The 23,205-nt window shown below is 50.9% G+C and carries 17 protein-coding genes; 10 read left to right on the top strand and 7 right to left on the bottom strand.

Features of this window, described 5'->3' with window-relative positions; translation table 11 throughout:
• Window positions 1-23 precede the first annotated feature (23 nt).
• The 8 genes from ACO08I_RS29270 (at window position 24) to ACO08I_RS29235 (ending at window position 6,425) form a co-directional block, all read left to right on the top strand.
• A complete protein-coding gene (locus tag ACO08I_RS29270) occupies window positions 24-1,601 on the top strand; it encodes a RagB/SusD family nutrient uptake outer membrane protein (RefSeq protein ID WP_282783051.1) in 1,578 nt (525 codons plus the stop codon).
• Between the two features lie 78 nt (window positions 1,602-1,679).
• Window positions 1,680-3,275 carry a SusF/SusE family outer membrane protein gene (locus tag ACO08I_RS29265; protein WP_421947967.1) on the top strand — a complete coding sequence of 532 codons (1,596 nt, stop codon included), beginning with the start codon at window positions 1,680-1,682 and terminating at the stop codon, window positions 3,273-3,275.
• Window positions 3,276-3,405: 130 nt separating this feature from the next.
• On the top strand, window positions 3,406-4,086 hold the full coding sequence (locus tag ACO08I_RS29260; protein WP_421947966.1) for a TVP38/TMEM64 family protein: 681 nt from the start codon (window positions 3,406-3,408) through the stop codon (window positions 4,084-4,086).
• Window positions 4,083-4,589, top strand: a complete 507-nt coding sequence (locus ACO08I_RS29255; protein WP_282783057.1) for a dihydrofolate reductase — start codon at window positions 4,083-4,085, stop codon at window positions 4,587-4,589. Before ACO08I_RS29260 ends, ACO08I_RS29255 begins: the two co-directional genes overlap by 4 nt.
• Window positions 4,590-4,684: 95 nt before the next feature.
• Window positions 4,685-4,996: a hypothetical protein gene (locus ACO08I_RS29250; protein WP_044225047.1), complete on the top strand. Its 312-nt coding sequence runs from the start codon at window positions 4,685-4,687 to the stop codon at window positions 4,994-4,996.
• Between the two features lie 100 nt (window positions 4,997-5,096).
• Entirely contained in the window at window positions 5,097-5,270 is a 174-nt protein-coding gene (locus tag ACO08I_RS29245; protein WP_202965278.1) for a PspC domain-containing protein, read from the top strand.
• 13 nt (window positions 5,271-5,283) lie between these two features.
• Entirely contained in the window at window positions 5,284-6,021 is a 738-nt protein-coding gene (locus tag ACO08I_RS29240; RefSeq protein ID WP_421947965.1) for a PPK2 family polyphosphate kinase, read from the top strand.
• A gap of 11 nt (window positions 6,022-6,032) precedes the next feature.
• Window positions 6,033-6,425: an RNA-binding S4 domain-containing protein gene (locus ACO08I_RS29235; protein ID WP_282783062.1), complete on the top strand. Its 393-nt coding sequence runs from the start codon at window positions 6,033-6,035 to the stop codon at window positions 6,423-6,425.
• Here the strand turns inward: ACO08I_RS29235 and tilS are convergent.
• From tilS to ACO08I_RS29210, 5 genes are all read right to left on the bottom strand, one after another.
• A complete protein-coding gene (tilS, locus tag ACO08I_RS29230; RefSeq protein ID WP_421947964.1) occupies window positions 6,422-7,774 on the bottom strand; it encodes a tRNA lysidine(34) synthetase TilS in 1,353 nt (450 codons plus the stop codon). The two genes, ACO08I_RS29235 and tilS, sit on opposite strands and share 4 nt — an antisense overlap.
• Entirely contained in the window at window positions 7,771-8,775 is a 1,005-nt protein-coding gene (locus ACO08I_RS29225; RefSeq protein WP_282775435.1) for a carbohydrate kinase family protein, read from the bottom strand. The genes tilS and ACO08I_RS29225 overlap by 4 nt, the downstream gene beginning before the upstream one ends.
• Before the next feature lie 203 nt (window positions 8,776-8,978).
• Window positions 8,979-10,631: a glucose-6-phosphate isomerase gene (gene pgi, locus ACO08I_RS29220; RefSeq protein ID WP_421947963.1), complete on the bottom strand. Its 1,653-nt coding sequence runs from the start codon at window positions 10,629-10,631 to the stop codon at window positions 8,979-8,981.
• Window positions 10,632-10,817: 186 nt separating this feature from the next.
• Entirely contained in the window at window positions 10,818-13,454 is a 2,637-nt protein-coding gene (locus tag ACO08I_RS29215) for an AAA family ATPase (protein WP_282775437.1), read from the bottom strand.
• 198 nt (window positions 13,455-13,652) lie between these two features.
• Entirely contained in the window at window positions 13,653-17,855 is a 4,203-nt protein-coding gene (locus ACO08I_RS29210; protein WP_421947962.1) for a DUF4397 domain-containing protein, read from the bottom strand.
• Window positions 17,856-18,026: 171 nt separating this feature from the next.
• Here ACO08I_RS29210 and ACO08I_RS29205 point away from each other — a divergent pair, with 171 nt between their 5' ends.
• On the top strand, window positions 18,027-21,317 hold the full coding sequence (locus ACO08I_RS29205; RefSeq protein ID WP_044225029.1) for an AAA family ATPase: 3,291 nt from the start codon (window positions 18,027-18,029) through the stop codon (window positions 21,315-21,317).
• Window positions 21,318-21,329: 12 nt separating this feature from the next.
• On the opposite strand, the gene ACO08I_RS29200 is transcribed toward ACO08I_RS29205, so the two are convergent.
• Both ACO08I_RS29200 and ACO08I_RS29195 read right to left on the bottom strand, forming a co-directional pair.
• Window positions 21,330-21,560: a hypothetical protein gene (locus ACO08I_RS29200; protein WP_421947961.1), complete on the bottom strand. Its 231-nt coding sequence runs from the start codon at window positions 21,558-21,560 to the stop codon at window positions 21,330-21,332.
• A 256-nt stretch (window positions 21,561-21,816) separates the two neighbouring features.
• On the bottom strand, window positions 21,817-22,338 hold the full coding sequence (locus tag ACO08I_RS29195) for a hypothetical protein (RefSeq protein ID WP_052516239.1): 522 nt from the start codon (window positions 22,336-22,338) through the stop codon (window positions 21,817-21,819).
• A gap of 279 nt (window positions 22,339-22,617) precedes the next feature.
• Here ACO08I_RS29195 and ACO08I_RS29190 point away from each other — a divergent pair, with 279 nt between their 5' ends.
• Complete coding sequence (locus ACO08I_RS29190; RefSeq protein ID WP_044146864.1) at window positions 22,618-22,968, top strand: HesB/IscA family protein; 351 nt, start codon at window positions 22,618-22,620, stop codon at window positions 22,966-22,968.
• Window positions 22,969-23,205 lie beyond the last annotated feature (237 nt).

Here is a 23,205-nt window from a genome sequence, read left to right as displayed (position 1 = left end):
TTGAACACAAGAAAAATTAAGCCATGAAAAAAATAATTAATATAGGGTTGATCGCCGTCCTGGCTATGATGTCTGCCTGTACAGATTTGGATGTACAGCCCAGGAACGATCTGACTCCTGATGTTTTCTTTTCAGATGATGCTGCCTACGAGCGTTTTCTGACCCGTATCTATGCCGGACTCGCAGTCACTGGCCAACAAGGCCCTGCCGGTAACGCGGATATCAAATCACTGGATGAAGGCTTCTCCAGCTACCTGCGCCAGTACTGGCAATTGCAGGAACTCCCAACGGATGAAGCTATTATCGCATGGAATGACGATGGCCTGCCTGACCTGGTTACTCAGGGCTGGAGCAGTACCAATCAGTTTGTACGTGCGATGTACTATCGGGTGTTCTTCCAGGTCTCTCTGGCAAACGAGTTCCTGCGGGAATCCACACCTGAAAAGCTGGACGCACGTGGTGTCAGCAAAGAGGTAGTTGATCAAATGGCCACTTACCGCGCAGAAGCCCGCTTTATGCGTGCCCTGAGCTACTGGCATGGCATTGACTTCTTCGGTGACATTCCATTCTATACTGAAGATCAGGTGATCGGTTCTACCGCGCCTACTCAGTTCAGCCGCCGGGAGGTCTTCAACTTCATCGTGAATGAGCTCAACGAAATTGAGAGTGACATGCTTGAAGCCGGCACAGCACCATATGGCCGCGCAGACAAAGGCGCACTTTGGATGCTGCAAGCCAAGCTTTACCTAAATGGTGAAGTCTATACCGGAGGGGAGACTTACTGGAATGAGGCAGTGGAAGCCTGTAACAAGATCATCGAATCTGGTGCTTACACCCTGATGGACGAGTACCACCACAACTTCCTGGCTGATAACGACCGCTCAACGGAGATTATCTGGTCTGTGAACTTCGATGGTGATGCGACTCAGACGTTCGGCGGTACCACGTACCTCGTGCATGCGGCTATCGGTGGTGCAATGAATGCGGAAGACTACGGCGTGAACAACGGCTGGGGTGGACTGCGCACACTGCCTTCCCTGGTAGACCGTTTCCCTGATGAAACCGGCAATATTGATGAGCGGGCGATCTTCTTTACAGAAGGGCAAACCAAAGCCGTAGAGGCCATCAATGAGTTCACTAATGGCTATACCGTGCCAAAATACCAGAACGTTACGTCTGAAGGTGTTGCGGGTTCTGACCCTACCTTTGCCGACACAGATTATCCGATGTTCCGTTTTGGAGAAGTGCACCTGACTTATGCTGAAGCGGTCCTCCGTGGCGCTTCCAACGGTGACTTGGGTACAGCTGTAGCCTACATCAATGCCCTGCGTCAGCGGGCATACAATAATGATGCTGGCAACATTTCAGAAGCAGACCTCAACCTGGATTTCATCCTCGATGAGCGTAGCCGTGAATTGTACTGGGAAGGTGTGCGCCGTACAGACCTCATCCGCTTCGGACAATTTACTGAAAACGGTACATGGGCATGGAAAGGTAATGTGCAGGAGGGCAGAACAACTTCGCCTCACCTCAACCTCTACCCTATCCCGGCGGAAGAACTGTTGGCTAATGACAACCTGGTACAAAACCAGGGCTATTAAATCTTCCAGGGGCGGTGGCCTTGTTTTGCATTCCACCGCCCATTCGAAAATTTATTAAGTTTTCAATCAGATTAAGACATGAAAAATTTTCTTAAAATATTTTCCATCCTGGTTTTGGCGGGGCTCGTTGCCTTTAGCTGTACCAAGGATGAGATCGACGTGGAAGCGTTGACGGACTTCGCGCCCGGTATTGTTTCCATCTCTCCGGCCAACAACAGCAAGATTGTAGTTGGCAACTTCGACCTGAAAGTCATCGTGGCAGATGGTGAGTCTTCGCCTCTTGCCGAAATCTCCGTGCAGCTGCTGGATGAATTTGGCAACACCCTTGCCGATGCGACTCAGGCGGTAACGGGTACCCGCGACAGTATCGTGGTGCCTGGTGCCGATTTTGCAGTGCCTGCCGAACAGCTTGGCGCGGGCATTTACAGCATGAACATTACGGTATCAGATGCTAAAGGGCAGACCACCAACCGAAGCACCACCTTCGAAATCTCCCTCTTGCCTTTCGCGGCCAACCACGATGAAATGTGGATTGCCGGTGGCTTCAATGGATGGGGCGGTGATGCGATGACCCTCGTCGCGGACCACACCTGGGAAATTTCAGGTATTGACCTGCTCGGCGACGAGTGGAAATTCAAAAACTGCCTGGACTGGTGTGATGAGGACTGGGGCGACACCGATTGCAACAACTTCATGGAAAGTAACCTCAGCGGCGGCAACGGCAATACCGCTTGTGGTTATTCCGGTGAAGTGACCGTAACCTTCAACGACGAAACCCTGGAGTACACGGTACGTCCGGCTGTTGAGTTTGCCACCAACCTCTCCGGTCTTTACCTGCTCGGTACCTTCAACAACTTTGACGGGGACGAATTCCGCTTCCAACTCACGGGCGACAACACCTGGGAACTGGCTGAAGTGGAACTGGCAGAAGGCGATGAGTTCAAATTTGCTGAAATGCCCAACTTCATGGGCAAAAACTTCGGTGATGCAGACGGTGATGGTGTAGCCGAAGAGTTTGGCAACAACACTATGTTCATGGGCGACCCTGGCATTTACAAAATCACCTTCAACGACGCCACCCTCGAGTACACCATGGAATTCCTGGGCACTGGTGGCGGTGGCGGATTTGAGTCCATTGGTATCATTGGTAGTGCTACGCCGGGCGGATGGGATGCAGAAACGCCTATGACGGATAACGGCGATGGCACCTACTCTATCCTGATCGGCCTGCTGGACGGTGAAGCGAAGTTCCGCGCCGATAACGACTGGGCTGTCAACTGGGGCGCTACTGACTTCCCAAGTGGCACCGGTACACAGGACGGGCCTAACATTCCGGTTACCTTTGGCCTCTACCAGGTAACATTCAACCCTGAAACAGGTGAATACAGCTTTGAGGCAGCTTCAGTTGGCATCATTGGTGACTCCACGCCTGATGGCTGGGACGCAGATACAGATATGATGCCGGACCCTGCCGAGCCTTCCGTTCAAACTCTGAACGTTGACCTGACGGATGGTGAGGCCAAGTTCCGCCTGAATAATGACTGGGGCGTAAACTGGGGGGCTGGTGATTTCCCAAGTGGCATCGGCACACAGGATGGACCGAATATCCCCGTTACTGCGGGTAACTACACGGTACGTTTCAACGTGCTGACTGGCGAATACTCCTTTGAGTAAGTCATTTTGATTAGGCGATTGCTTATCGCCTGACAGATACGGGCAGGTGTTCTCCGGAGCATCTGCCCGTTTTCATTTTGCCCTCCTTCGAACATCAACAACGACGAGCGCTTTTTTTACATAAAAGCCTTTGAAAAGAACACAAGTTACCGCCTCCTTTCTCACCCTGTTGCTACTAGGCAGCATGGTCGTGCTTTACTTTGCCTCGCCTTCAGTACAGGAAACCGTCAACGAGGGATTCCGGCTGGCAAAAGCTGGTGATGAAGCCGCACTGGCTAAATGGTTTGAACAGTTCGGGATATGGGGCCCCATCGCCATCATACTGTTCATGGTCCTGCAAATGTTCCTGATCATCTTTCCCAGCTGGCTGCCCATGGTTGTAGCGACAATTGGCTACGGGCCGGTTTGGGGTGTGGTTATTTCTATAGTCGCCGTCACTGTGGCTTCGGGCATTGGGTATTGGATTGGCCGGGTGTTTGGGGCGCAGGCCCGGGAGCGTTTTATAGGGCAGGAAAAAGAGGAGGAAATTTCTGAAGCCATGGAAGAATATGGATTTGGCACTATAGTATTGTTTCGTCTCTCCCCATTCCTGTCTACGGACGCCATTAGTATTATTGCCGGTTTACTGGGGATGCGCTTTGTGCCCTATTTGCTGGCTACCCTTGCCGGCATCACACCACTGGCATTGGGGATCGCCTACTTCACCCGGGACCTCGACCAACTCAAAACCGGGCTGTACTGGCTGGGCGGTATTGGAATACTCCTCTACGGCTTGTACATTTGGCTGGACCGAAAACGAAAAAAATCATGAAAATCGTAATGATAGCTGCCCGCTCAGAGAACGGGGTGATTGGCAAAGATGGAGGACTGCCCTGGTCTATGCCCGCAGATGAAGCCTTTTTCCTAAACGAAATCGAAGGCTGTTTCCTCCTGTCGGGTCGGAAATCCTACGAGTCCAATCAGGGCAATACCATTTTTAAAGATAAGCAGTTTGTGATCATCACCCGGCGGGAAAATTACAAAGTGGGCCCCGGCGGAGAGATTGCCCATAGTGTGGAAGAAGGGATCGCCCTGGCCAGGCACAAGCAAGTGCCCCGGCTCTGTGTGCTTGGGGGTGGAGAAATCTACCGGCAGGCTCTGCCCTATGCCGACGAGCTGATCCTTACGGACATTCACACACAGGTCGAAAACGGCGATGCCTTCTTTCCAGCGTTCAGTGCTGAAGACTGGAAGTTGACCCAACAAGAACCGCACGAAGCCGATGCCGATAACCCTTTCCCCTATACCTTTAAGTGGTTCCGCCGCCAACTTTAAATCGCAATCCATTCATAATCAAAACAGTAGACAAAACATATCACCGCCATATTACGTTTTACTGTTGATTATCGATGACATAAATTAACTTTTTAATGGAATACCTCGTAGCAGGAATAGCGGGTTTGATGGTCGCTATCGTATATGGATTAACGCATCAACAACAAAAAAAGCAAGAAAAAAGAAGAGCGCCCCACCCTTCGCTCGACACCAAAAACACCACCAATTACAATATGGAAATCTTGGAGGAAGCTCCACTGAAAAAGCTCACTCCGGAAGACGCTCAACGTATGATCGAGCACTGGAAACGTGGAGGTTATATTCCTTCGCACCGGGAGTTTTATGCCGTACAGCGCGTCCTTCGCCGCGACGCTAAAGCTCAGCTCAAAGAAGCTCAGGAAAATTAAACGCCAAAAGCCTTGTACCGCAGGGCTTTTCTTTTTTGCAGGAACTGCCTATCTTACCCATTCTTAAAATCTAACAAGCCATATGCCCAACCGAAAATTAATGAAACGGAAAGACCAGGCCGTCATAGGAGGCGTTTGTGCAGGCATTGCCGACTACTACGGCTGGGACCCTACACATGTGCGCCTTTTTTATGTGTTGCTTTCTGTGCTTAGCGCAGCTTTTCCTGGTTTATTGGTATATGTGCTGCTCTGGCTTTTCATGCCAGAACGATAAACACTAATGGTTGATGATCAGACTAAGCGAAATCCCTGCAACACCCCCCGACGACCTGGACCGGGACGACATCGAAGATAAGACGAAAGAACTACAGGAACGCCTGGGCGACCTGCAAAAAGTCCTTTATGCTGAGCAGGAACACAGCGTACTGGTGATTTTTCAGGGCATGGATGCAAGTGGAAAGGACGGTGCGGTGAAACATACCTTTAAAGATTGCCACCCGCAAGGCATAAGTGTGCACAGCTTCAAAAAGCCTACCGATGAGGAACTGGCTCACGATTTCCTGTGGAGGGTCCACAAGCAAGTGCCGCCCAAGGGCATGATTAAGATTTTCAACCGGTCGCACTACGAGGATATCCTCATACAAAGAGTACACGGCTGGATTGACGATGAGCACGCCCACCGGCGTATGGCTGCCATCAACGCTTTTGAAGAGCTCCTCGCCTTCGATAATAATACTCATATCTTTAAATTCTACCTCCACCTGTCCTACGAACAGCAAAAGGAAGAACTACAGGAGCGCATTGACGAGCCCGAAAAGCACTGGAAGCACAACCCCAATGACTGGAAGGAGCGCGAGCACTGGGAGGCCTACCGGAAGTACTATGAGTACGCCATTAATGAAAGCCGTATTCCATGGACGATCGTGCCAGTAGACAAGCGCTGGTACCGGAACTATATCGTAGTCAAAACGTTAGTTGAACGACTGGAGGCACTAAACATGCAATACCCGCCTCTGCCGATATAACTGAGGATTTTATGGCGAACATCGAGAAAGTACGTGTGGACAAGTGGCTGTGGAGCGTCCGGATTTTCAAATCGCGCACTCAGGCTACAGATGCCTGTAAGTCAGGCAAGGTTCAGGTTAATAATTCAGTGGCTAAGCCTTCTCAACTGATTCAGCAGGGCGACCTCCTCACGGTCAAAAAAAATGGTTTCAATTTACAATATAAGGCGGTGGACCTGATCCGCAAGCGTGTAGGTGCGCCCATCGCCCAAACCTGCTACGAAGACCTGACGCCCGAGGAAGAACTCAACAAGTATAATGAATGGTTTGTGGGTAAAGGCAAAACTGAGTTTCGTGACAGGGGTGCCGGCCGGCCAACCAAGCGGGACCGCCGGAAAATTGAGCGCTTTAAGGACAAAAATTAATCCATCAGTACCCGAACTTTCAGGCATTGCAATGTCGAGGAACGTACCCGGTTGGCATGATTGCTGCGGTGCCCAACTAACCACAGTATGGTACCCTTTGCATCCACCAAAATCCAGGTAGCGGCTTTCTCCGCCCGGGTGAATTTGTGGTTGCTAAAGTAATCCTGAATTTTCTGGTGCTTCCCGCCCATGCCAAAAGGCTGGAACTGATCGCCTGCCTCCCATTTGCGCAGAGTAAGTGGAAAGGCAAGCGTTTCATGGTCAAAGTGAGCCACTTCGGGGTCTCCAGAGAAAGTCTCCGGCACCTTTTCCAGCAACTGGAAATACAGGTATCCCCCGGGAAACCGTAGCTGCTCCGCTTCTCTCTCAATAACCAATGACTGCTGCACTGTTTCTCCCCTAGCTACGACTTCCAACACTTCCGCTGCCAGGGCAATTTCGTGAGTTGGGGTCAAAAAGACCTTGCCCGGTTGCCCTTCGTGAATGCCCGACGCCAGGTCATTGGCCTGTGTGGTATTTAGCCCAAAGGGCGACAGCAACTCAAAAAGCACAGTTGGCAAAGCCGGAGCAAAAGCTTTGAGCGTATCCAACTGATATAAAATCCGGTCGCCATCCTGAGTTTTGGCAGCTTCTTCAATACGGTTCAGCATGTGTTCCATCAGGAAAAGCGACTCCCGAAACCGCTGCATGTTCTCCCCCAGCGATTGCTCCAATCTTGGGTTAAGCTCCCGGAAGGCTGGCAGGACACGGTGGCGGATAAAATTGCGGGTGTACTTGGTTTCCGCATTGCTGGAATCTTCCCTGTACGCCAAACCCTGAGTCTCCTGATAATCGGATAGTGCAGACTGACTAGCGAACAACAAGGGACGGACCACCCACCCATTGCGCGGAGGGATACCCAACAGCCCCCTCATGCCTGTGCCCCGAACCAGATGAAAGATCTGTGTCTCTACAGCGTCCGTGAGATGATGAGCCGTGGCTACGTAGTCATATCCTGAAGCTTCCCGGATATTCTCCAGCCATTCGTACCTCAGCTCGCGGGCTGCCATTTGTACGGAAACAGATAATTGTTCTGCAACAGCGAGCGTATCGAAAGCAGTTTGATGAAACGGGCAATTGAGCTGCCGGGCAAGGTCCTCCACAAATGCGGCATCCTCATCAGCAGCCTTGCCACGCAGTTGGAAATTGCAATGCCCAATACCGAAGGACAAGCCGGTTTGCGCAAACAAGTGCGCCATGACCACGGAGTCTTTCCCACCACTAACGGCCAGTAAAAAGTGCTGCTGCTTCGGGTGATCTACCCCACAGGCATCAGCCAGGTAGTGCAGCATCCGTTGTGCCAGGCTCATAAGCGGGCATTGGCTTCGTAGTGCTGCCGGAGTATAGCTTCCGTATCAGGCAGCGACTTGAACACCTCAAAAGTGGTGCCCTGCGTCCGCATCGCGCCCAGCGCATTGGCAAACTGTGCAGCCCTAACGTAATCCATCCGGTCGCGAAGCAGACCGTAAGCCAGCCCTCCCGCGAAGGAGTCGCCACAGCCGGTGGTGTCAATGACTTCAGCTACCGGGATAGAGGGGACAAACTCTGCTTTGAACTGCCCCCCGGGCATGGAGTACACCATACAACCTCTGGAATCCAGAGTAATGATCACCGCTTTGACGCCTCGTTCCAGGCTGTGCTGTGCAAAGTCTGCCATGTCCTTTTCGGACAGGTCCTGATAGGGCTGTTGCAGGTCCTCCGGCTTATACTCTTTGCTGAACCAGCTGCACCCCGCCTCCTCAATATTCATTTTCAGAATATCGATATACGGTAGCCACAGATCGCGCTCTATCCAGAAACGGCGCACCCGGTCCCCCTGAGTAGTCACCGCTGTGGTGGGCCCATGCGCATCAAAGATGGTTAAGGCACCCGGCTTTCGGTTTTCCCTGATAAACCGCAGGGTTTCCAATGGTACTTCATAATCAGAAATCGGGACACCAACAAATACATCGCTGTCCATGAAGGGTTCCACATCTTCCGGACGTATGGGCGGCATAAACGCCGTTTGTTTTTCCAAACGGTTATTCTGATCTACAAAGCGGAGCTGGATGACATCCCCCTGATCTAAATGGGCGTAGACGCCCTCCGTGCTGATATTGGAATATTGCCCGAGTAGCGCTTTCACCTTAGGCTCGTCCTTCTTGCGGACATGTGTGATGGGAATGACCGTACCGTCCTGAGCAAGCAGGGCTGCAGCACCGATTGCGGTATGCGTTGCGCAGCCGTACTTTTCAATAACCCGGTTTTTACTAGTCGTAATGTGGTCAAAGGGAATAGGGCCTAATACAGCCACCTTGTAATGCTTATCCATAGAAATGCTTACGTCCTGGTTCGAAACGAATATAGCATTTCTTGCCAAATTGACTATTGGATTGGGCCAGAATTGCCAAACAGTTTGACCCGATTTCTATCGGTGCAGCACCGGCAGGCGTCTTAGCGCTGAAAAACCAACAGGTCATTCCGTTTCAGCACGCCAGCATATGCTGCACCGTAAAAGGATAAATCGACTCCAGATTATTCGCGCATTTCTTTCCAGGCATTGATCAGCCCGTTGGTGGAGGCATCATGACTGCTGACATCCTCTGCCCCATCCAGTTCGGGAAGGATTTTCTTGGCCAGCTGCTTGCCGAGCTCCACGCCCCACTGATCAAAGCTGAAAATATTCCAGATGATGCCTTGCGCGAAAATCTTATGCTCGTACAGCGCGATAAGACTTCCCAAACTACGCGGCGTCAATTTTTTGAGCAGGATAGAATTAGTGGGGCGGTTGCCTTCAAAAACTTTGAATGGCAACAGCTGCTCAATTTCAGAAGGAGTCTTCCCCTCTGCTTCCAACTCTGCCCTGACCTCACCTTCAGATTTGCCCATCATCAGGGCTTCCGTTTGGGCAAAGAAGTTAGACAAGAGCTTGGCATGATGGTCTCCGATAGGATTGTGGGAAATAGCCGGTGCAATAAAATCACAGGGGATCAGCTTGGTACCCTGATGGATGAGCTGGTAGAACGCATGCTGTCCGTTGGTCCCAGGCTCGCCCCAGATAATCGGCCCGGTCTGATAATCAACCGGCTGCCCACTCCGGTCCACGTATTTACCGTTGCTTTCCATATTGCCTTGCTGGAAATAGGCCGGGAAGCGGTGCAGGTACTGGTCATATGGTAAAATCGCTTCCGACTCTGCTCCAAAAAAATTGTTGTACCAAATCCCAATCAACGCCAACAGCACTGGCAGATTTTTGTCCAGCTCGGTTTCACGAAAGTGGAGGTCCATAGCATGAAAACCCTCCAGCAGTTGCCGGAAATGATCAAAACCAATAGTACAGGCTATGGGCAGCCCAATTGCAGAAGTCAGGCTGTAGCGGCCACCGACCCAGTCCCAGAAACCAAACATATTCTCTGGTGCAATCCCAAAATCCGTCACGCCATCAGCATTCGTGGAAATCGCTACGAAGTGTTTTGCCACTTCTTCTTCATTGCCTGCGGCTTCCAGGAACCACGAGCGCGCCGTGCGGGCATTCGTCATCGTTTCCTGAGTAGTAAAAGTCTTGGAGGCAATCATAAAGAGTGTCGTCTCCGGATCGCACTGCTTAAGGGTCTCTGCCATGTGGGTGCCATCGACGTTGGACACAAAGTGTACCTGCATACCCGGCTTCCAGTAGGGCTTCAGCGCTTCAGTGACCATCACCGCACCAAGGTCGGATCCTCCGATGCCGATATTGACAATCGTGCGCAGGGGCTTGCCGGTAAATCCCCGCCGTTCTCCATTCACCATCTGATTGGCGAAAGTTTCCATACGGCCCAGCACCTCATTGACCTCAGGCATCACGTCCTTCCCGTCTACCATAATGGGCAGGTTGGTACGGTTGCGCAGGGCAATGTGCAGTACGGACCGGCCCTCCGTTTCATTGATCGGTGCGCCGGTAAACATCTGCTCAATGGCATTCTGCAGCTTGCACTCTTCGGCTAGCTGAAGCAGCAACTGAAGGGTCTCGTCCGTGATCCGGTTTTTAGAAAAGTCCACAAGAATATCTTCAAACTGAATCGAAAACCGGTTGAAACGGTCCGGATCATCAGTAAAGAGTTGCTTCATTTGTATGTCACGGGCCTGTTCAAAGTGGGCTTCCAGTTTTTTCCAGGCTTGGGTTTGGGTAGGATTTTGTTGGTTTAGCATGGATGTATCGCTTGTTTTTTATTTTTGGATGGCTACGCTGAATCAGCCACCGCAATATCGGAGATAATTGTTAACTCAAAGTGAAGCCCGCGCCTCAGGCAGCATCAACCTTGCCATAAGCCGGTAAAAGCGCGCCAGATTCAGGCATCAACGCGCCGGGGAAATGAGGAGGCACTCCCGTTGCCTCTATCCTTCCCCGCGCTTAAAGCCAATAGACTTCTTATTGAAAACAAAGCTGCTCTTATCAAGTTTGAAAGGCTCCACATCTTCGAAAGTCAGGAGATTAGGAGGAGTATTGGCGCGCACTTCGGGTGAAAGGGCGGCTAAACGCAAATTGTGGTTCTTAATGGCCTCATTGACTACATTGCGCACGGTGCGGGCATTGCCAAAGTATTTGTCCCGGTAGTCGTAGAGAAAGGTCAGGTAACTCCTCAGGTGCTCCTCGGCTTCCGGTGAAGGCACCACACTTTCTTCGCTCAGCATTTGCAGTGCAATGCGGTGCAATTCCTTTGGATTGTAGTCTTCAAATTTAAGGATCTTGTCGAAGCGGGAGTTCAGCCCGGGATTGGCCTTCAGGAAGGCTTCCATATTGTCCGGATAACCGGCCACAAATACGAAGAACCGCCCCCGGTGGTCCTCCATACGCTTAAGCAAGGTCTGAATGGCTTCATCCCCAAAATCGCTGCCGCCCCGGCTGATGGATAAGGCGTAGGCTTCGTCAATGAATAAGACGCCCCCCATTGCTTCATCAATACGCTCAGCAGTTTTGATGGCAGTTTGCCCAACGTGCCCGGCCACCAGTCCCTGCCGGTCTGTCTCAATCATATGGCCCCGCTCAAGTACGCCGAGGGCTTTGTAAATCTTAGTCAGAATGCGGGCTACCGTCGTCTTACCCGTTCCCGGATTACCGATAAATACGGTATGCAGGAAGAAGCTGTTCAGCACATCGCGGTTAGTCTCCCGGTAAAAACGGACGAGGCGGACCAGTTCATTAATTTGTTCCTTAACATTATCCATGCCCACCAGGCGCTGCAGCTCGTCCAGCGATTCACGGAGCAGAGGCTCGTCCACCGGGATATTGGGGAGCTGAATCCGGGGCTTGACTTCTATCTTGGCTACATCATCGTATTCGACCCATGCCAGTTCTTCCGCAGGCAGTGCTTTGGGGTCTTCTGCAGACATAACTCTCAGCCCCAAATTGATTTTTGACTTTTCGATAAGGTCATAGACAAAGCGGGCGTTACCAAAAGACCGGTCTCGCGTACGGAATGCACTGATGATCAGCTCATCAATTTTCCCTTTGGCCGCAGGATGCAGTTTAACCCCTTTGTTATCCGCCGCAACTTCTGCAATCTGCGACAGCTCCTGCGGCAGGTAGTCCGGGAATTCGAAGTAGAGCTTGAAGCGGCTCTTCAGGCCAGGATTGGAATCCAGGAAGTGCTTCATTTCTTTCGGATAGCCCGCCACGATAACGGCAAAATCCTTTCCGCTTTCCCCCGACATCTCCTTCACCAGGATTTCGATCACCTCCCGGCCAAAGTCTTTGCTGTCATCATTAGAGCGGGCAAGCGCATAGGCCTCGTCAATAAAGAGGACCCCGCCGCGCGCCTTCTCAATCGCTTCCTTGACCTTCGGAGCGGTCTGCCCGATGTACTCTCCCACCAGGTCCACCCGGTCTACTTCGTGCACATGGCCTTTAGACAGCAGCCCCATTTTCTTGTAGAGCAGCCCCATCATCTGAGCGACGGTTGTCTTGCCGGTACCGGGGTTGCCAATGAATACGGAGTGCACATTAATCCGTTCCTTTTCCTCAAAGCCACGCTCCTTGCGCAGTTGCAGAAACTGAATATACCGGGCATGGTCTTTCACCTGTTTTTTAATAGCCTCTAACCCGATCAGATTGGTCAGGTTGCTCATTACCTCTTCGAAGGTCTTATTCAGAGACTCATCAGGCGCAAAGAGTATGGAAGACTGCCGGTTGGGCAGGAGTACCCCGGAAGTACCCTCCTCGAAATCCTCTGCCACTTCAAACGGAATAACAGCCAGGAGCTTATCCATGAAGACCAGCTCGGCAGTATAGCGGTCGCGGCGCCAGGAACCTTTGACATTAGAGCCCCAGCCAGCGGTAATCCGTATCAGGTCATCCCGCTTATCGATACGTTGAAGGCGGACCACCTGACCTTTCAATTCACGGGCGTCGTTGTAAAACTTCGTGAATAACTCACAGTGCCAGGACTTTTCCCGGAACAGGTTCTGCAACACAATTTCTACATAAATATACCGGGTCTCTTCACTGCTGAACGTCTCGTAGTAAAGGCGCTCGTCCTCAATGACGTCATCATAAGGCCCTTCGTACAACTTCAGGGACTGTACTTCCAGGTAAGGATTTTCTCCGGGCAGAGCCTCCCGGCCGGCTTCTTCCACATAAAAATACTTGGTGGCTACTTTTTCTCCCTCAATCCAGGCTTCCCAAAAGTAAGTACCTTTCTTCCAAAACGCGCCTTCTGTTTTATTCCCCCACCCTTCGCGTATAAACATAAGGTGGTCGTACTTACTCACTTTACGGCGGAACGGCAGAGAACAGAGCAGCTTGGAATTCTTCTTCATGGCGTAGCAACGAAGCTCTACATCCACTTCCCAGTCTTTGACATCAAAAAGCTTGTTATGAAAGGAGAGCTCTGCGTAAATGTAGGTGGTCTCATACCGGTCGAACACCTGCCGATACTTCTTTTTGTTATCGGCCAGCCACTCCGTGGAAGCATAAACCTTCAGTTCCCGGAATTTATAATTTCGCGTTGTGGGATTCGTTATTTCCTCCGCCATTCGGCAATTAACTGGTTAAAGTCATTAAAGATAAACAAATAGCGCATTTTCAATTTAATTCTATACGTGGAAATGCCCCTTAAGGTACATTTTTTCTAGAAAACCCGGTTTTGTATACAAAAATGCGCCCTGCCGTTATTCCCGACAGGGCGCAATCCAATCAACTATAAAAAATAGTCTTCAGATTCTCTTGTCCATCTATTTCACTACCACCAGACGGCGGGTAATTGTACCCAGTGGAGTGACCAGATTGTAGGTGTACATACCAGCAGGCAGTGCACTCACCTCTACAGTGCGGTTGTGCTGGCCCGCTACCTGTGTGCCCAAATCGCTGGCATATACCACTTGTCCGGTAAGGCTGCGAATTTCTTCAGTCACCTGTAGTGGCTCATTGATGCTGAATTGAACCGTCGCCTGAGTGCGTACAGGATTCGGTGCAATCAGGAACTCATCAAAGGCGGCATCCACTTCCCGTGTGCTTGTCAGCTCGCCGAGTGGGAAAGTAGTACCGTCCGGAAGGGCTACCCATACCCCAAACGCTGTTGGGCCATCGGCTTCACCCAGGAAGCCAGTCGCAAATACTGTTGCTGCGCCGCCTTCCAGCCCGGTGAGGTCTGCCTCATAGGCTTTCACTGCGGTACTGTTGTCGTCAGCAGGCGTGACATTCAGCTGGTAAGAAGCAGCTGGTACGTTCACATAGCCCTGATAATCTCCGTAGGCCACATCGTCAAACAGTACGCCACCAGTGCTTTGAACGGTAACATCAACATCCGGCGCATCGGTAGCACCGTGGTATAGCAGCAGGTCCACGCCTTCATCAGCCGCCGCAGTCTGTGCCATATCGAATACCGCCAGATCAAACGGGGTATCAGCATTGCCAACCAGGCCGGTTGCCATGACTACATACTTTTGACCATCATTAAAGCGGATATCCTCAAATGTTGCAATCGCATCATCCGCAGAATTGCTGTTCTCACCAGCTACTGCCAGATCAATATCCGTGCGGGTTGGCAGGTCCACGAATGGCGTTGCGGTACGGTACGCAAAATCATTAAGTAGCAGATCTTCATTGGCATAAACATCCACGGTGGGGTCCGCTGAGTTGTGAATCACCTGCACCTGGGCTACCGGCGTAAAGCGCACAGCGTCTCCCAGTGGGGAGAAGGCAATCAGATCGAAGGGTGGCTCATCGCCCAGCAGACCGGAAGCGACTACTGTTACGCCGAAGCCAGCAAGACCTTCCGGAATTTCTGATTCGAAAGTCGCAACGAGAGCGTCGCTGTCTCCGGGTGTGATCTCCAGGTAGTAAGTTTCCGGATCAATTGGCAGTACGCCGGAGAAATTTCCATAAGCCAAATCGCTAACCAGCTCAGCCCCCAGGTCACGTGCCGTCACATCTACTGCCGGTGCACCAGGTGAACCATGGAATACGGTTACATCCACCTGAGCTGGGTCTTCTGAAAACAGTACCCCTTCTGTGTTTTGTACCAGTTCAAAAGGATTGTCTGCATCACCGGGGATACCGTTGGCAATGATGATGTTGAACTTTCCGTCTTCAAACACAACAGGCTCCGTTACATTGAACAAGATATCACCAGGCTCATCGCTGTCTGCAGGCGCTACGCCAATCGTAAGCGGTGTGCGGGTCGGATAGTAAGTCGTTGCGCTTGTGGCTGTTTGGAAGTCCAGGTCTTCCTCGATTTTCACTGCGTTGTTCACCCAGAGGTCTACACTTGCAGCTGCTGCTGCCGGTGAATTATGGATGATTTGCACACGAGCCGCTGGCGTGAATGGAATGACACTTCCGTCGGGCAGGACCGTCAGGAGATTGAAACCTGGATCGCCACCAACAATACCTGAGGCAAAAACCACGGCAGCGAGCCCTTCCGTACCAGTCAGGTTCTGAATAAAAGTACCAACCAGGTCATCCGCACCTGCCGGGCGTACTTCGAGGAAGTACTGAATACCGGGCAGATCAAGATAGCCTTCGGTAAATTCTCCGTAAGCCAGTCCCGTGATGAAAGGAGCATCACCGGAATCATTAATATCCACAGCTGGTGCACCGGGGGAACCATGGAAAGCCATCACCTGAAGGCTTTCAGGGTCTGTGCTTGCTTCCTGGCCCATAGCGCTGACTGCAAGACCGAAAGGATTGTCTGCATCTCCAACGATACCATTGGCAAAGACAACATAGGTTTCTCCGTTCTCGAACATTACCGGGAAGTTGACCAGTGTGTCTTCCACAGACTCACTGTCGCTAAGTGCCACGCCAATATTGATCATAGTCTCGGCTGGCAGGGTTTCAAATGGGGTCGCCGTTTGGAATCCAAAGTCATCCAGCAGCAGACCGCCATTCGCATAGATGTCTACAGTTGGGCTCGGTGAGTTGTGGATAATTTGTACACGTGCTACGGCTGTTGCCGGGAATTCAACCACCGTGCCATTCGGCAGAGCAGCGAACAAACCAAAAGCAGGATCGCCACCTAAAATACCGGAAGCAAATACCGTAGCAGCACCTCCGCCCAACCCACTCAGGTCGGCTTCGAAAGTCGCTACAATATCAGGACTGCCGGCAGCGCGTACATCAAGGTAGTACAGACCGGGCTCGGCTTCCAGGTAGCCGGTGTAAGCACCATAAGGCAAATCTTCAATAATATTACCTACCGTGCGGATATCTATATCGACATTGGGCGCACCCGGTGAGCCATGCAGTGCGGCAAACGCCACAGACTCCGTATCGCTGGCGGCTTCCTGCCCCATGTCATTCACATGCAGGGTAAAGGGGAAATCAGTATCTCCGACAATACCATCGGCAGCAACGACGTAGGTCTTCCCATTCTCAAAAGTCACAGGGAAGTTCACCAGGGTATCGGCTACTGAGGTGCTGTTGTCCAGCGCCACGCCAATGTTGATTTCCACACCGGCATCTACAAAGATGAATTCAGACGCTGTCCTGAACGCAAAGTCATCCAGCAACAGCCCACCATTCGCATAAACATCGACAGTAGGGCTTGGGGAGTTGTGGATCACCTGCAGGCGGGCAACAGGTGTGAGCGGCAATTCAACCACATTACCGTCAGCTAATGCTGCAAACAATCCGAATGTACCTGCGAAGAGTGAGCCAGAAGCAAATACAGTAATTGCATTTCCACCCAATCCGTTCAGATCAGCCTGGAAAGTACCAACGATATTGGGATCGCCTGTTGCTCGGATATCCAGGTAGTATACGTCTTCTCCCACTGAAATATAATCAGCAGAATAGTTTCCGTATGACAGGTTTTCGATGAGGTTACCGATCAAACGTGCATCAACATCTACGCCTGGCGCATCATAGGAACCATGCAACACTGAGATATCAATATTATCTTCATCCATTGCAGCTTCGCGGGCAGTGGCATTCACAGCCAAAGAGAAGGGAACTGTTCCACCACTTACGTCCCCTAAAGCAGAAATCACATAAGTGTCCCCGTTAACCAGCGTTACAGGACCACCTGTGTAAACATTATCGGTAGCTGGATCACCGCCAGCTGGTACTACTGCAATATCCAGAGCAACACCAGCCGGAACGAAGTCGAATGCTGTAGCAGTACGGTACTCAAAACCGGGGAGGAAAAGACCTCCGTTTACATAAATGTCTACTGTTGGATTGTCTGCGTTATGGATGAACTGTACGCGGGCAACCTCTGTTGATGGCAATTCAATCACCGTACCATCAGGCAGGGCAGCGAACAGGCCAAATTCAGGCGTGGCCCCCAGTAAACCGGAAGCAAAAACAGTGGCAGCGCCTCCGCCGAGGGTGCTCAGATCCGCTTCAAAGGTTGCCACGATATCCGGATTGCCGGCAGCACGGACATCCAGGTAGTAAGTCTGCGGTTCCACAGACAAGTAGTCCGTAAAATTACCATACTCCAGACCGGGGATAAGTGTGCCGACAGTCCGGGCATCTACGTCTACAGCAGGTGCATTGGTGGAACCATGATAAACATTAAGGTCTACCATGCCCATCATTTCGGCTTCTGTTCTGGCGTTGGCATTGACGGCCAGGTCGAAGGGCGTATCCATATCGCCGACCACGCCGGTAGCAATAACCGTATAGTTGACCCCGTCTTCCAGAGCTCCCAGCGGGAACGTAGCAATGGCATCATCAGCGGAATTACTGGGCGAGACCGCGATATCTACCTCGATATCTGCACCAGCCGGTACTTGGAGGAACGCGGTTGCAGCCCGGTAAGGCACACCTGTCAGTTCCGGTAATAGCGCATCATTGACATAAATGTCGACAGTAGGACCGGAGTTGGTCCCCGGCGTAGGCGAGTTGTGGATAATCTGAACGTTAGCAGTTTGGGCAAAGCTCAGGCATGCCAATAGCATTGCAAGGCTTACCATGTACAACTTCTTCATGGATTGCTTTTTAAAGGTTGGAGATTTATCATCATTCACACACACTAACAGAGCACCTGTTTTTATGTTTGTGGATAAAAATAAAGTTCGTCAACCAAGTTGCCCTTTTGCCAAGTGCTTGTCATTTCCACAAAAAACTTATCTTGCCCGGCAACACCACACCAATCCTACATGGCCCACGTCAAGCTGCAAGTCCCTACTCTGGTCAGCGATCTCGAACTAAACGGGAAGCGCCACTACAGCCTGCGCCCTTTATTCCTGGATTACCCCCTGACTGCGCACCGCAGGTATGAGCACGCCGTTGTGCAATATCAGAAGGAAATCAAGAATCTGTTCAAAGGATTCAGCCTCGACCGGGAGAATGCGCTTCAATTGCTGTGGATGATGTTCCGCCCTGAGGTTCGTTATTTTCAGTTCCGGTATGAACTCACGATTGACCGGCAGTTTATTGCCGGGCGGTACCCGGTGGCTGTTTTCACCTTACAGAAGATGAACTTTGTCGTCCTGCCTACTCTGAATAACTACATGTACATCTCTGATGCCAAATCCCATACCGATTTTGAACAAGCCTGCCGCAGGGTGATCCGAAAGCTTTTGAAACAGATAAAAAAGGAGGAGCAGGAAAGTTTTTCTCCTCAGGACTACTTTTGCGGAGATAAAGATTTCCTGACGGAGGTCGATGTAACGGTCAATATCGCTGCTAAGCCTTTTTCCTTTGATGCGCCAGCCAACAACTGGTTCCTCAGCAGTCTGCTGGACGACACATCCTTCGACGGTGCTGTGGAAGCCGAAAAAACAGGTCAGGACATCAACGCCCTTTATCCGGCTGAGCTCAACCGGGCCTATCATCAGGAAGAGCGGGTACAACAGCTGTACCAACTTATGTATCAGCCGGCACAAACGCCCATCGCAATTGTAGGGCCCAATGGGGTTGGCAAGCATACTATCGTACAGGAAGCCGTTTGGCGGTACGAATCGGGCTACTATGAAAAGGTAAAGAGCCGGCACCAACGCCTTTGGCATATCGACCCCACCCGGCTTATTGCGGGCATGAGTATTGTGGGCATGTGGCAAAAGCGCCTTGAAGCCATCATTGAGTTTATCATGCGCCCTTCCGAAAAGAAGGGCGATAGTGACAAAATGCTGGTCGACAACCCTATTGCACTGCTCCGTATCGGCAAATCCGCACAAAACGATATGACGCTGAGCGACGTACTGCGCCCCTACCTTGAAAAACGTCAGCTGCACCTCATACTCATCGCAACGCCTGAAGAATGGAAAACCCTACAGGAAAAAGGGCGGCGTTTCAGCAATCTGTTCCGGGTTGTGCGCATAGAGGAGCCCGGCCTGGAAAAGGCTGTTCAGATCATTATTGAAAAACGGCGGCAACTGGAGCGTAATAATGACAACCAAATTAAGATTCAGGCCATTGAGCAGTTGCTTACCATTCAGCGCAATTACCTGCGCAATAAGCCCCTGCCCGGGAGTGTCATCAGACTCTTGGAACAGCTGGCCGTGAAGCACCGGTACGGCATTGTGGATGCGCCGGAGGTAAGGGAGGAATTCCGCAACTTCAGCGGCCTGCAAGAGCATATTTTTGATGCTGCCGAGCCTCTTGAAGCGGAAGCCATTCAGGAAGTACTGGGGCAGCAGCTGGTGGGGCAGCCGGAGGCCGTCCGTGCACTGTCTGATGTAGTACACCTGGTCAAAGCCAAACTTAACCACCCGGGCCGCCCCTTGTCCTCTTTTCTCTTTATTGGCCCGACGGGCGTGGGCAAAACACAGGCAGCCAAAGTACTTTGCCACTATTTAATGGGGCATGAAAAGCAGTTGCTGCGCTTCGATATGAATGAATACATCGACAGCAACAGCCTGCAAAGGCTTATCGGGGACTATTACAATCCGGAGGGGCAGCTTACCGGTGCAGTGCGATACCGGCCTTTTAGTATTGTACTGCTTGACGAAATTGAAAAAGCCCACCCTCTGGTTCTTGACTTGTTGCTTCAGCTGCTCGATGACGGGCGCCTGACTGATAGCCTCGGACGGACCATTGATTTTACGAATACCATTATCATCATGACCTCCAACGTCGGAGCGCGGGAAGCGGGCACTCAACTTGGTTTCACCTATTCAGAGCAGTCTCAGGCACACACTTACCGCCGGGCCATGGAGCAACAATTCCGGCCAGAGTTCATCAACCGTATTGACCATACCATCGTTTTTAACCCGCTAAGGCCGGAACACATCCTGGGCATCGCCCGCATTCAGATCAAAGAACTCCTCAAACGCGATGGCTTTGTCCGTAGGGCCACCATCCTAAATATCAGTCAGAATGCTCTGGAATGGGTGTCCAGGCGGGGCTTCGACCCTCGGATGGGCGGACGGGCGCTAAAACGGCAAATTGAACGCGATCTCACGGCACTTTCCGCTGAACAGCTGATCAACACCCATTCTGACCACCCCATCCTGATGGATATCATCCTGAAAGACGGGCAGCTCCACCCAAAGATTACCCCACTTGAATTTGTTGAGCCGCTGGAGGAAGAATGGATGCCGGAACTGCCTGAGGAAACCAAAGGCAGAGGCTTCTACCGCCGGCTTATTAGCACCCTCGACCTGATGCTGGAAGAACTGGAAGCCTACGAATCCGCCAATCAGGAAGATGGCCCGATTGTTTATATCGACGGGCAATCGGCCGGGCAGCTCGACTGGGAATACCACCACTTTAAATCGAAAGTGGTTGAAGCCAAGGAGTCCATCAACAACATCAGCCTGGCCTTCCGGGACCGTTATTACAAAATCGGGCCAGCAATCCCACTACGCCTGAAAGCTGTGAATATGGTACCCCGGAGCGACTGGTCGACCAAAGGTATACGGGAAAACTTTAAGGATAAGCTCTTTCAGCAGGAAGGCATACGCGAGATCAGTGATGCTTACCAGTATGCCAATGTGCAATTTGACAGCCTGCGCACTGAGTTTCTCAACCACTTTCTGACCGTTGCCATACTACAACTGCAACAACGGGCAGTACTCATCAAGCCTCCCGGCAAGCTCCGCCTGCATGTACAGTCCTGTATTATCGGTATGGGCCAAACTGAGGTCGGTTTCTTAATCAACCTTTATGATAAGCTGCTGCAATTGCTGGACCTCTCCCCCACCCGCAACGATGACAATGAGATCGAAATTGAGGGTTATGGGCTGCGGGCTTTACTCGAAGGAGAGTCAGGCATTCACCTGTTCTATACCGCCAACCGTACTCCGATCCCAATACGGGTAACCTTAGACGGGCTTCAGGACCCGGAGTCTGCACATCGGGTAATCCGGTTGTATGATGCCACGTATACGATCACCGACCTGAGGTCAGGTTTTGCAAATGCGGCAGATATTACGGCTGAAGAGTTTCTGCTGCTCGTCTACGCAGGAATACCTGCTCAGTTGCGCAGAGCACTTTATCCATTGTAGAAGCGAGAGAACTTATTGATTTTCAAGCATGGCTTTCTCCTGCACAGTAGTGCACAGGCGGACCACATCAGAGAACCGGCCCAGAGCCTGACCATTCCGGTAAAGGTAAAAGGCACCATCAGGTTCAATTGTAATTTGAACCTCCCCGGGCAACAGGAATTCCTGTTCTTTGCGCTGCTCCACGGCAATTCCAAAGTGCCTGAGTGCACAAAGCAACAGTTGAGTTTGGTTAGATGCATCCATAATTGCTGAATTAAATTATGGCAGCTGAGGCATTTGTAAAAAAAATCTGTGAAATACGAAAAATGGATTCATCAATGAGGCTCCCTGTGTTTTTGTTTGTTTATAGCTAATGCAGGGAAGCTAAAGGATGATCTATTTTCTAAAACTACAATCAATATATGATCAATTCTTCAGAAATAAAAATTCCTGCCGGATGATTTGGTGTTTTTTCTGTTTTGTTGAATACCAAAGGGTTATAGCTTAAACAAAACCGGCATTATAATCGGGTAGCCGCCTCTCTTTTAATGGCAAGCAGGGCTTTTTCAACGGCCATAACTTCCTGCTGATTGACATAATTCAGCAGCATCCCTGTCAGTTCTTTTGCATCGGATTTGGCATTTGCTTTCTCCGCTATAATGGAGATGGCATTGACCGATTCATCCCGGGCCAGCTTGATGATTTCCCAAAGTTGGGAGGAGACGTAAACCTGCTGGGTAATATTGTGCTCGTACTCCTGCTGGACCGCCAGCAACAATGACACCCTAAGCTCACCATTGGACATGCCCGGTTTACGGACTCTCAGCAGCAAGTTGGGCAGGGAAATCCGCTCACAAAACAGGGATAAACGCTCATAGGCCTGCAAGCGCAGTGGCAGGGAGGACTTTTGCTGCTCCTGCTGCATTTTAAGGTGCTGGAGCTTTTGCTGATTTTCCATGTAGGTCTTTAGCACAAAATAGGCTGCCAGAAACGTCAGCAGTCCGGGTATGGTAAGTTTGATGATCTCCAGAAGGATTTCCATAGGTTCGTTTTGTATTGAGTGTCCGGAATAGTCACCGCCTGACTGCCATTTTGATTACGCAGGCTGAGCGGTTGGGCTGCAAAACTAAGGACCTTAATCGAAAAAACGCACAGAATTATCCTGGTGGCCAGGAAACTCTCCCGTGATGCCTGGAAAAATTAAGGCAAAATTGTTTTCAAACCAAACCCGGCAGCAGGTTGTTACGTTTGGTAAATTATCGCATAGCACTTAGATTTGTTATGCAGATTAACCATAAACTTAAAAACAGCTTATCCGGATATGAGCGATGTTAAAGTAGAACAGGCTCCCATTGCACTGACTGAAGGTGCTATCAAAGCGCTGAATCAAATCAAAAAAGATCAGAACATTTCTGATGACCATGGGCTGCGCGTAGGCGTTAAAGGTGGAGGCTGCTCAGGCTTTTCCTATAAACTTGGCTTTGACCTCCCCAAAGAGAATGATCAGGTGTACGAAGTTGCCGGCATTAAGATCCTTATGGAAAAAGCACACGGAATTTATCTGCTTGGGATGGAGATCGACTGGGAAGAAGGGCTCAACAACAGAGGGTTCTCCTTTAATAATCCTAATGCTACGGATACCTGCGGCTGCGGAACTTCCTTTTCTGCATAGCTATTTTGCCCCGGACAAGACAGATGCACCTGACCCCGGGGCTAATTATCCTAATTTTACAGCCAAAAAAACAAAAAAGTGCTTCCGGATGACAATCCTTCATGTTCCGGAGCAGTTTAGCAACTTTATGCCTTTTGGTATCGTCTTTCTTATATAATCGCAGCGTAAACCAGCGATGTCAGGAGACTAAATCCTCCAAGACCCCACCAACAAATTCAAGAACGAATCATTTCAATT

This window comes from Phaeodactylibacter xiamenensis, from assembly GCF_965229835.1.
Lineage (GTDB): Bacteria > Bacteroidota > Bacteroidia > Chitinophagales > Saprospiraceae > Phaeodactylibacter > Phaeodactylibacter xiamenensis.
Note: the sequence above shows the minus strand (reverse complement) of the source record. Positions and strands in the feature narration are given on the sequence as shown.

What these genes read in the sequence shown, in the direction of transcription:
- tilS (WP_421947964.1), bottom strand. Translation starts at nt 7,774, where the DNA reads ATGAGCCTGGCACAACGGATGCTGCACTACCTGGCTGATGCCTGTGGG.
- ACO08I_RS29235 (WP_282783062.1), top strand. Translation starts at nt 6,033, where the DNA reads ATGGCGAACATCGAGAAAGTACGTGTGGACAAGTGGCTGTGGAGCGTC.
- ACO08I_RS29225 (WP_282775435.1), bottom strand. Translation starts at nt 8,775, where the DNA reads ATGGATAAGCATTACAAGGTGGCTGTATTAGGCCCTATTCCCTTTGAC.
- ACO08I_RS29210 (WP_421947962.1), bottom strand. Translation starts at nt 17,855, where the DNA reads ATGAAGAAGTTGTACATGGTAAGCCTTGCAATGCTATTGGCATGCCTG.
- ACO08I_RS29245 (WP_202965278.1), top strand. Translation starts at nt 5,097, where the DNA reads ATGAAACGGAAAGACCAGGCCGTCATAGGAGGCGTTTGTGCAGGCATT.
- pgi (WP_421947963.1), bottom strand. Translation starts at nt 10,631, where the DNA reads ATGCTAAACCAACAAAATCCTACCCAAACCCAAGCCTGGAAAAAACTG.
- ACO08I_RS29270 (WP_282783051.1), top strand. Translation starts at nt 24, where the DNA reads ATGAAAAAAATAATTAATATAGGGTTGATCGCCGTCCTGGCTATGATG.
- ACO08I_RS29205 (WP_044225029.1), top strand. Translation starts at nt 18,027, where the DNA reads ATGGCCCACGTCAAGCTGCAAGTCCCTACTCTGGTCAGCGATCTCGAA.
- ACO08I_RS29195 (WP_052516239.1), bottom strand. Translation starts at nt 22,338, where the DNA reads ATGGAAATCCTTCTGGAGATCATCAAACTTACCATACCCGGACTGCTG.
- ACO08I_RS29240 (WP_421947965.1), top strand. Translation starts at nt 5,284, where the DNA reads ATGATCAGACTAAGCGAAATCCCTGCAACACCCCCCGACGACCTGGAC.
- ACO08I_RS29190 (WP_044146864.1), top strand. Translation starts at nt 22,618, where the DNA reads ATGAGCGATGTTAAAGTAGAACAGGCTCCCATTGCACTGACTGAAGGT.
- ACO08I_RS29200 (WP_421947961.1), bottom strand. Translation starts at nt 21,560, where the DNA reads ATGGATGCATCTAACCAAACTCAACTGTTGCTTTGTGCACTCAGGCAC.
- ACO08I_RS29215 (WP_282775437.1), bottom strand. Translation starts at nt 13,454, where the DNA reads ATGGCGGAGGAAATAACGAATCCCACAACGCGAAATTATAAATTCCGG.
- ACO08I_RS29250 (WP_044225047.1), top strand. Translation starts at nt 4,685, where the DNA reads ATGGAATACCTCGTAGCAGGAATAGCGGGTTTGATGGTCGCTATCGTA.
- ACO08I_RS29255 (WP_282783057.1), top strand. Translation starts at nt 4,083, where the DNA reads ATGAAAATCGTAATGATAGCTGCCCGCTCAGAGAACGGGGTGATTGGC.
- ACO08I_RS29265 (WP_421947967.1), top strand. Translation starts at nt 1,680, where the DNA reads ATGAAAAATTTTCTTAAAATATTTTCCATCCTGGTTTTGGCGGGGCTC.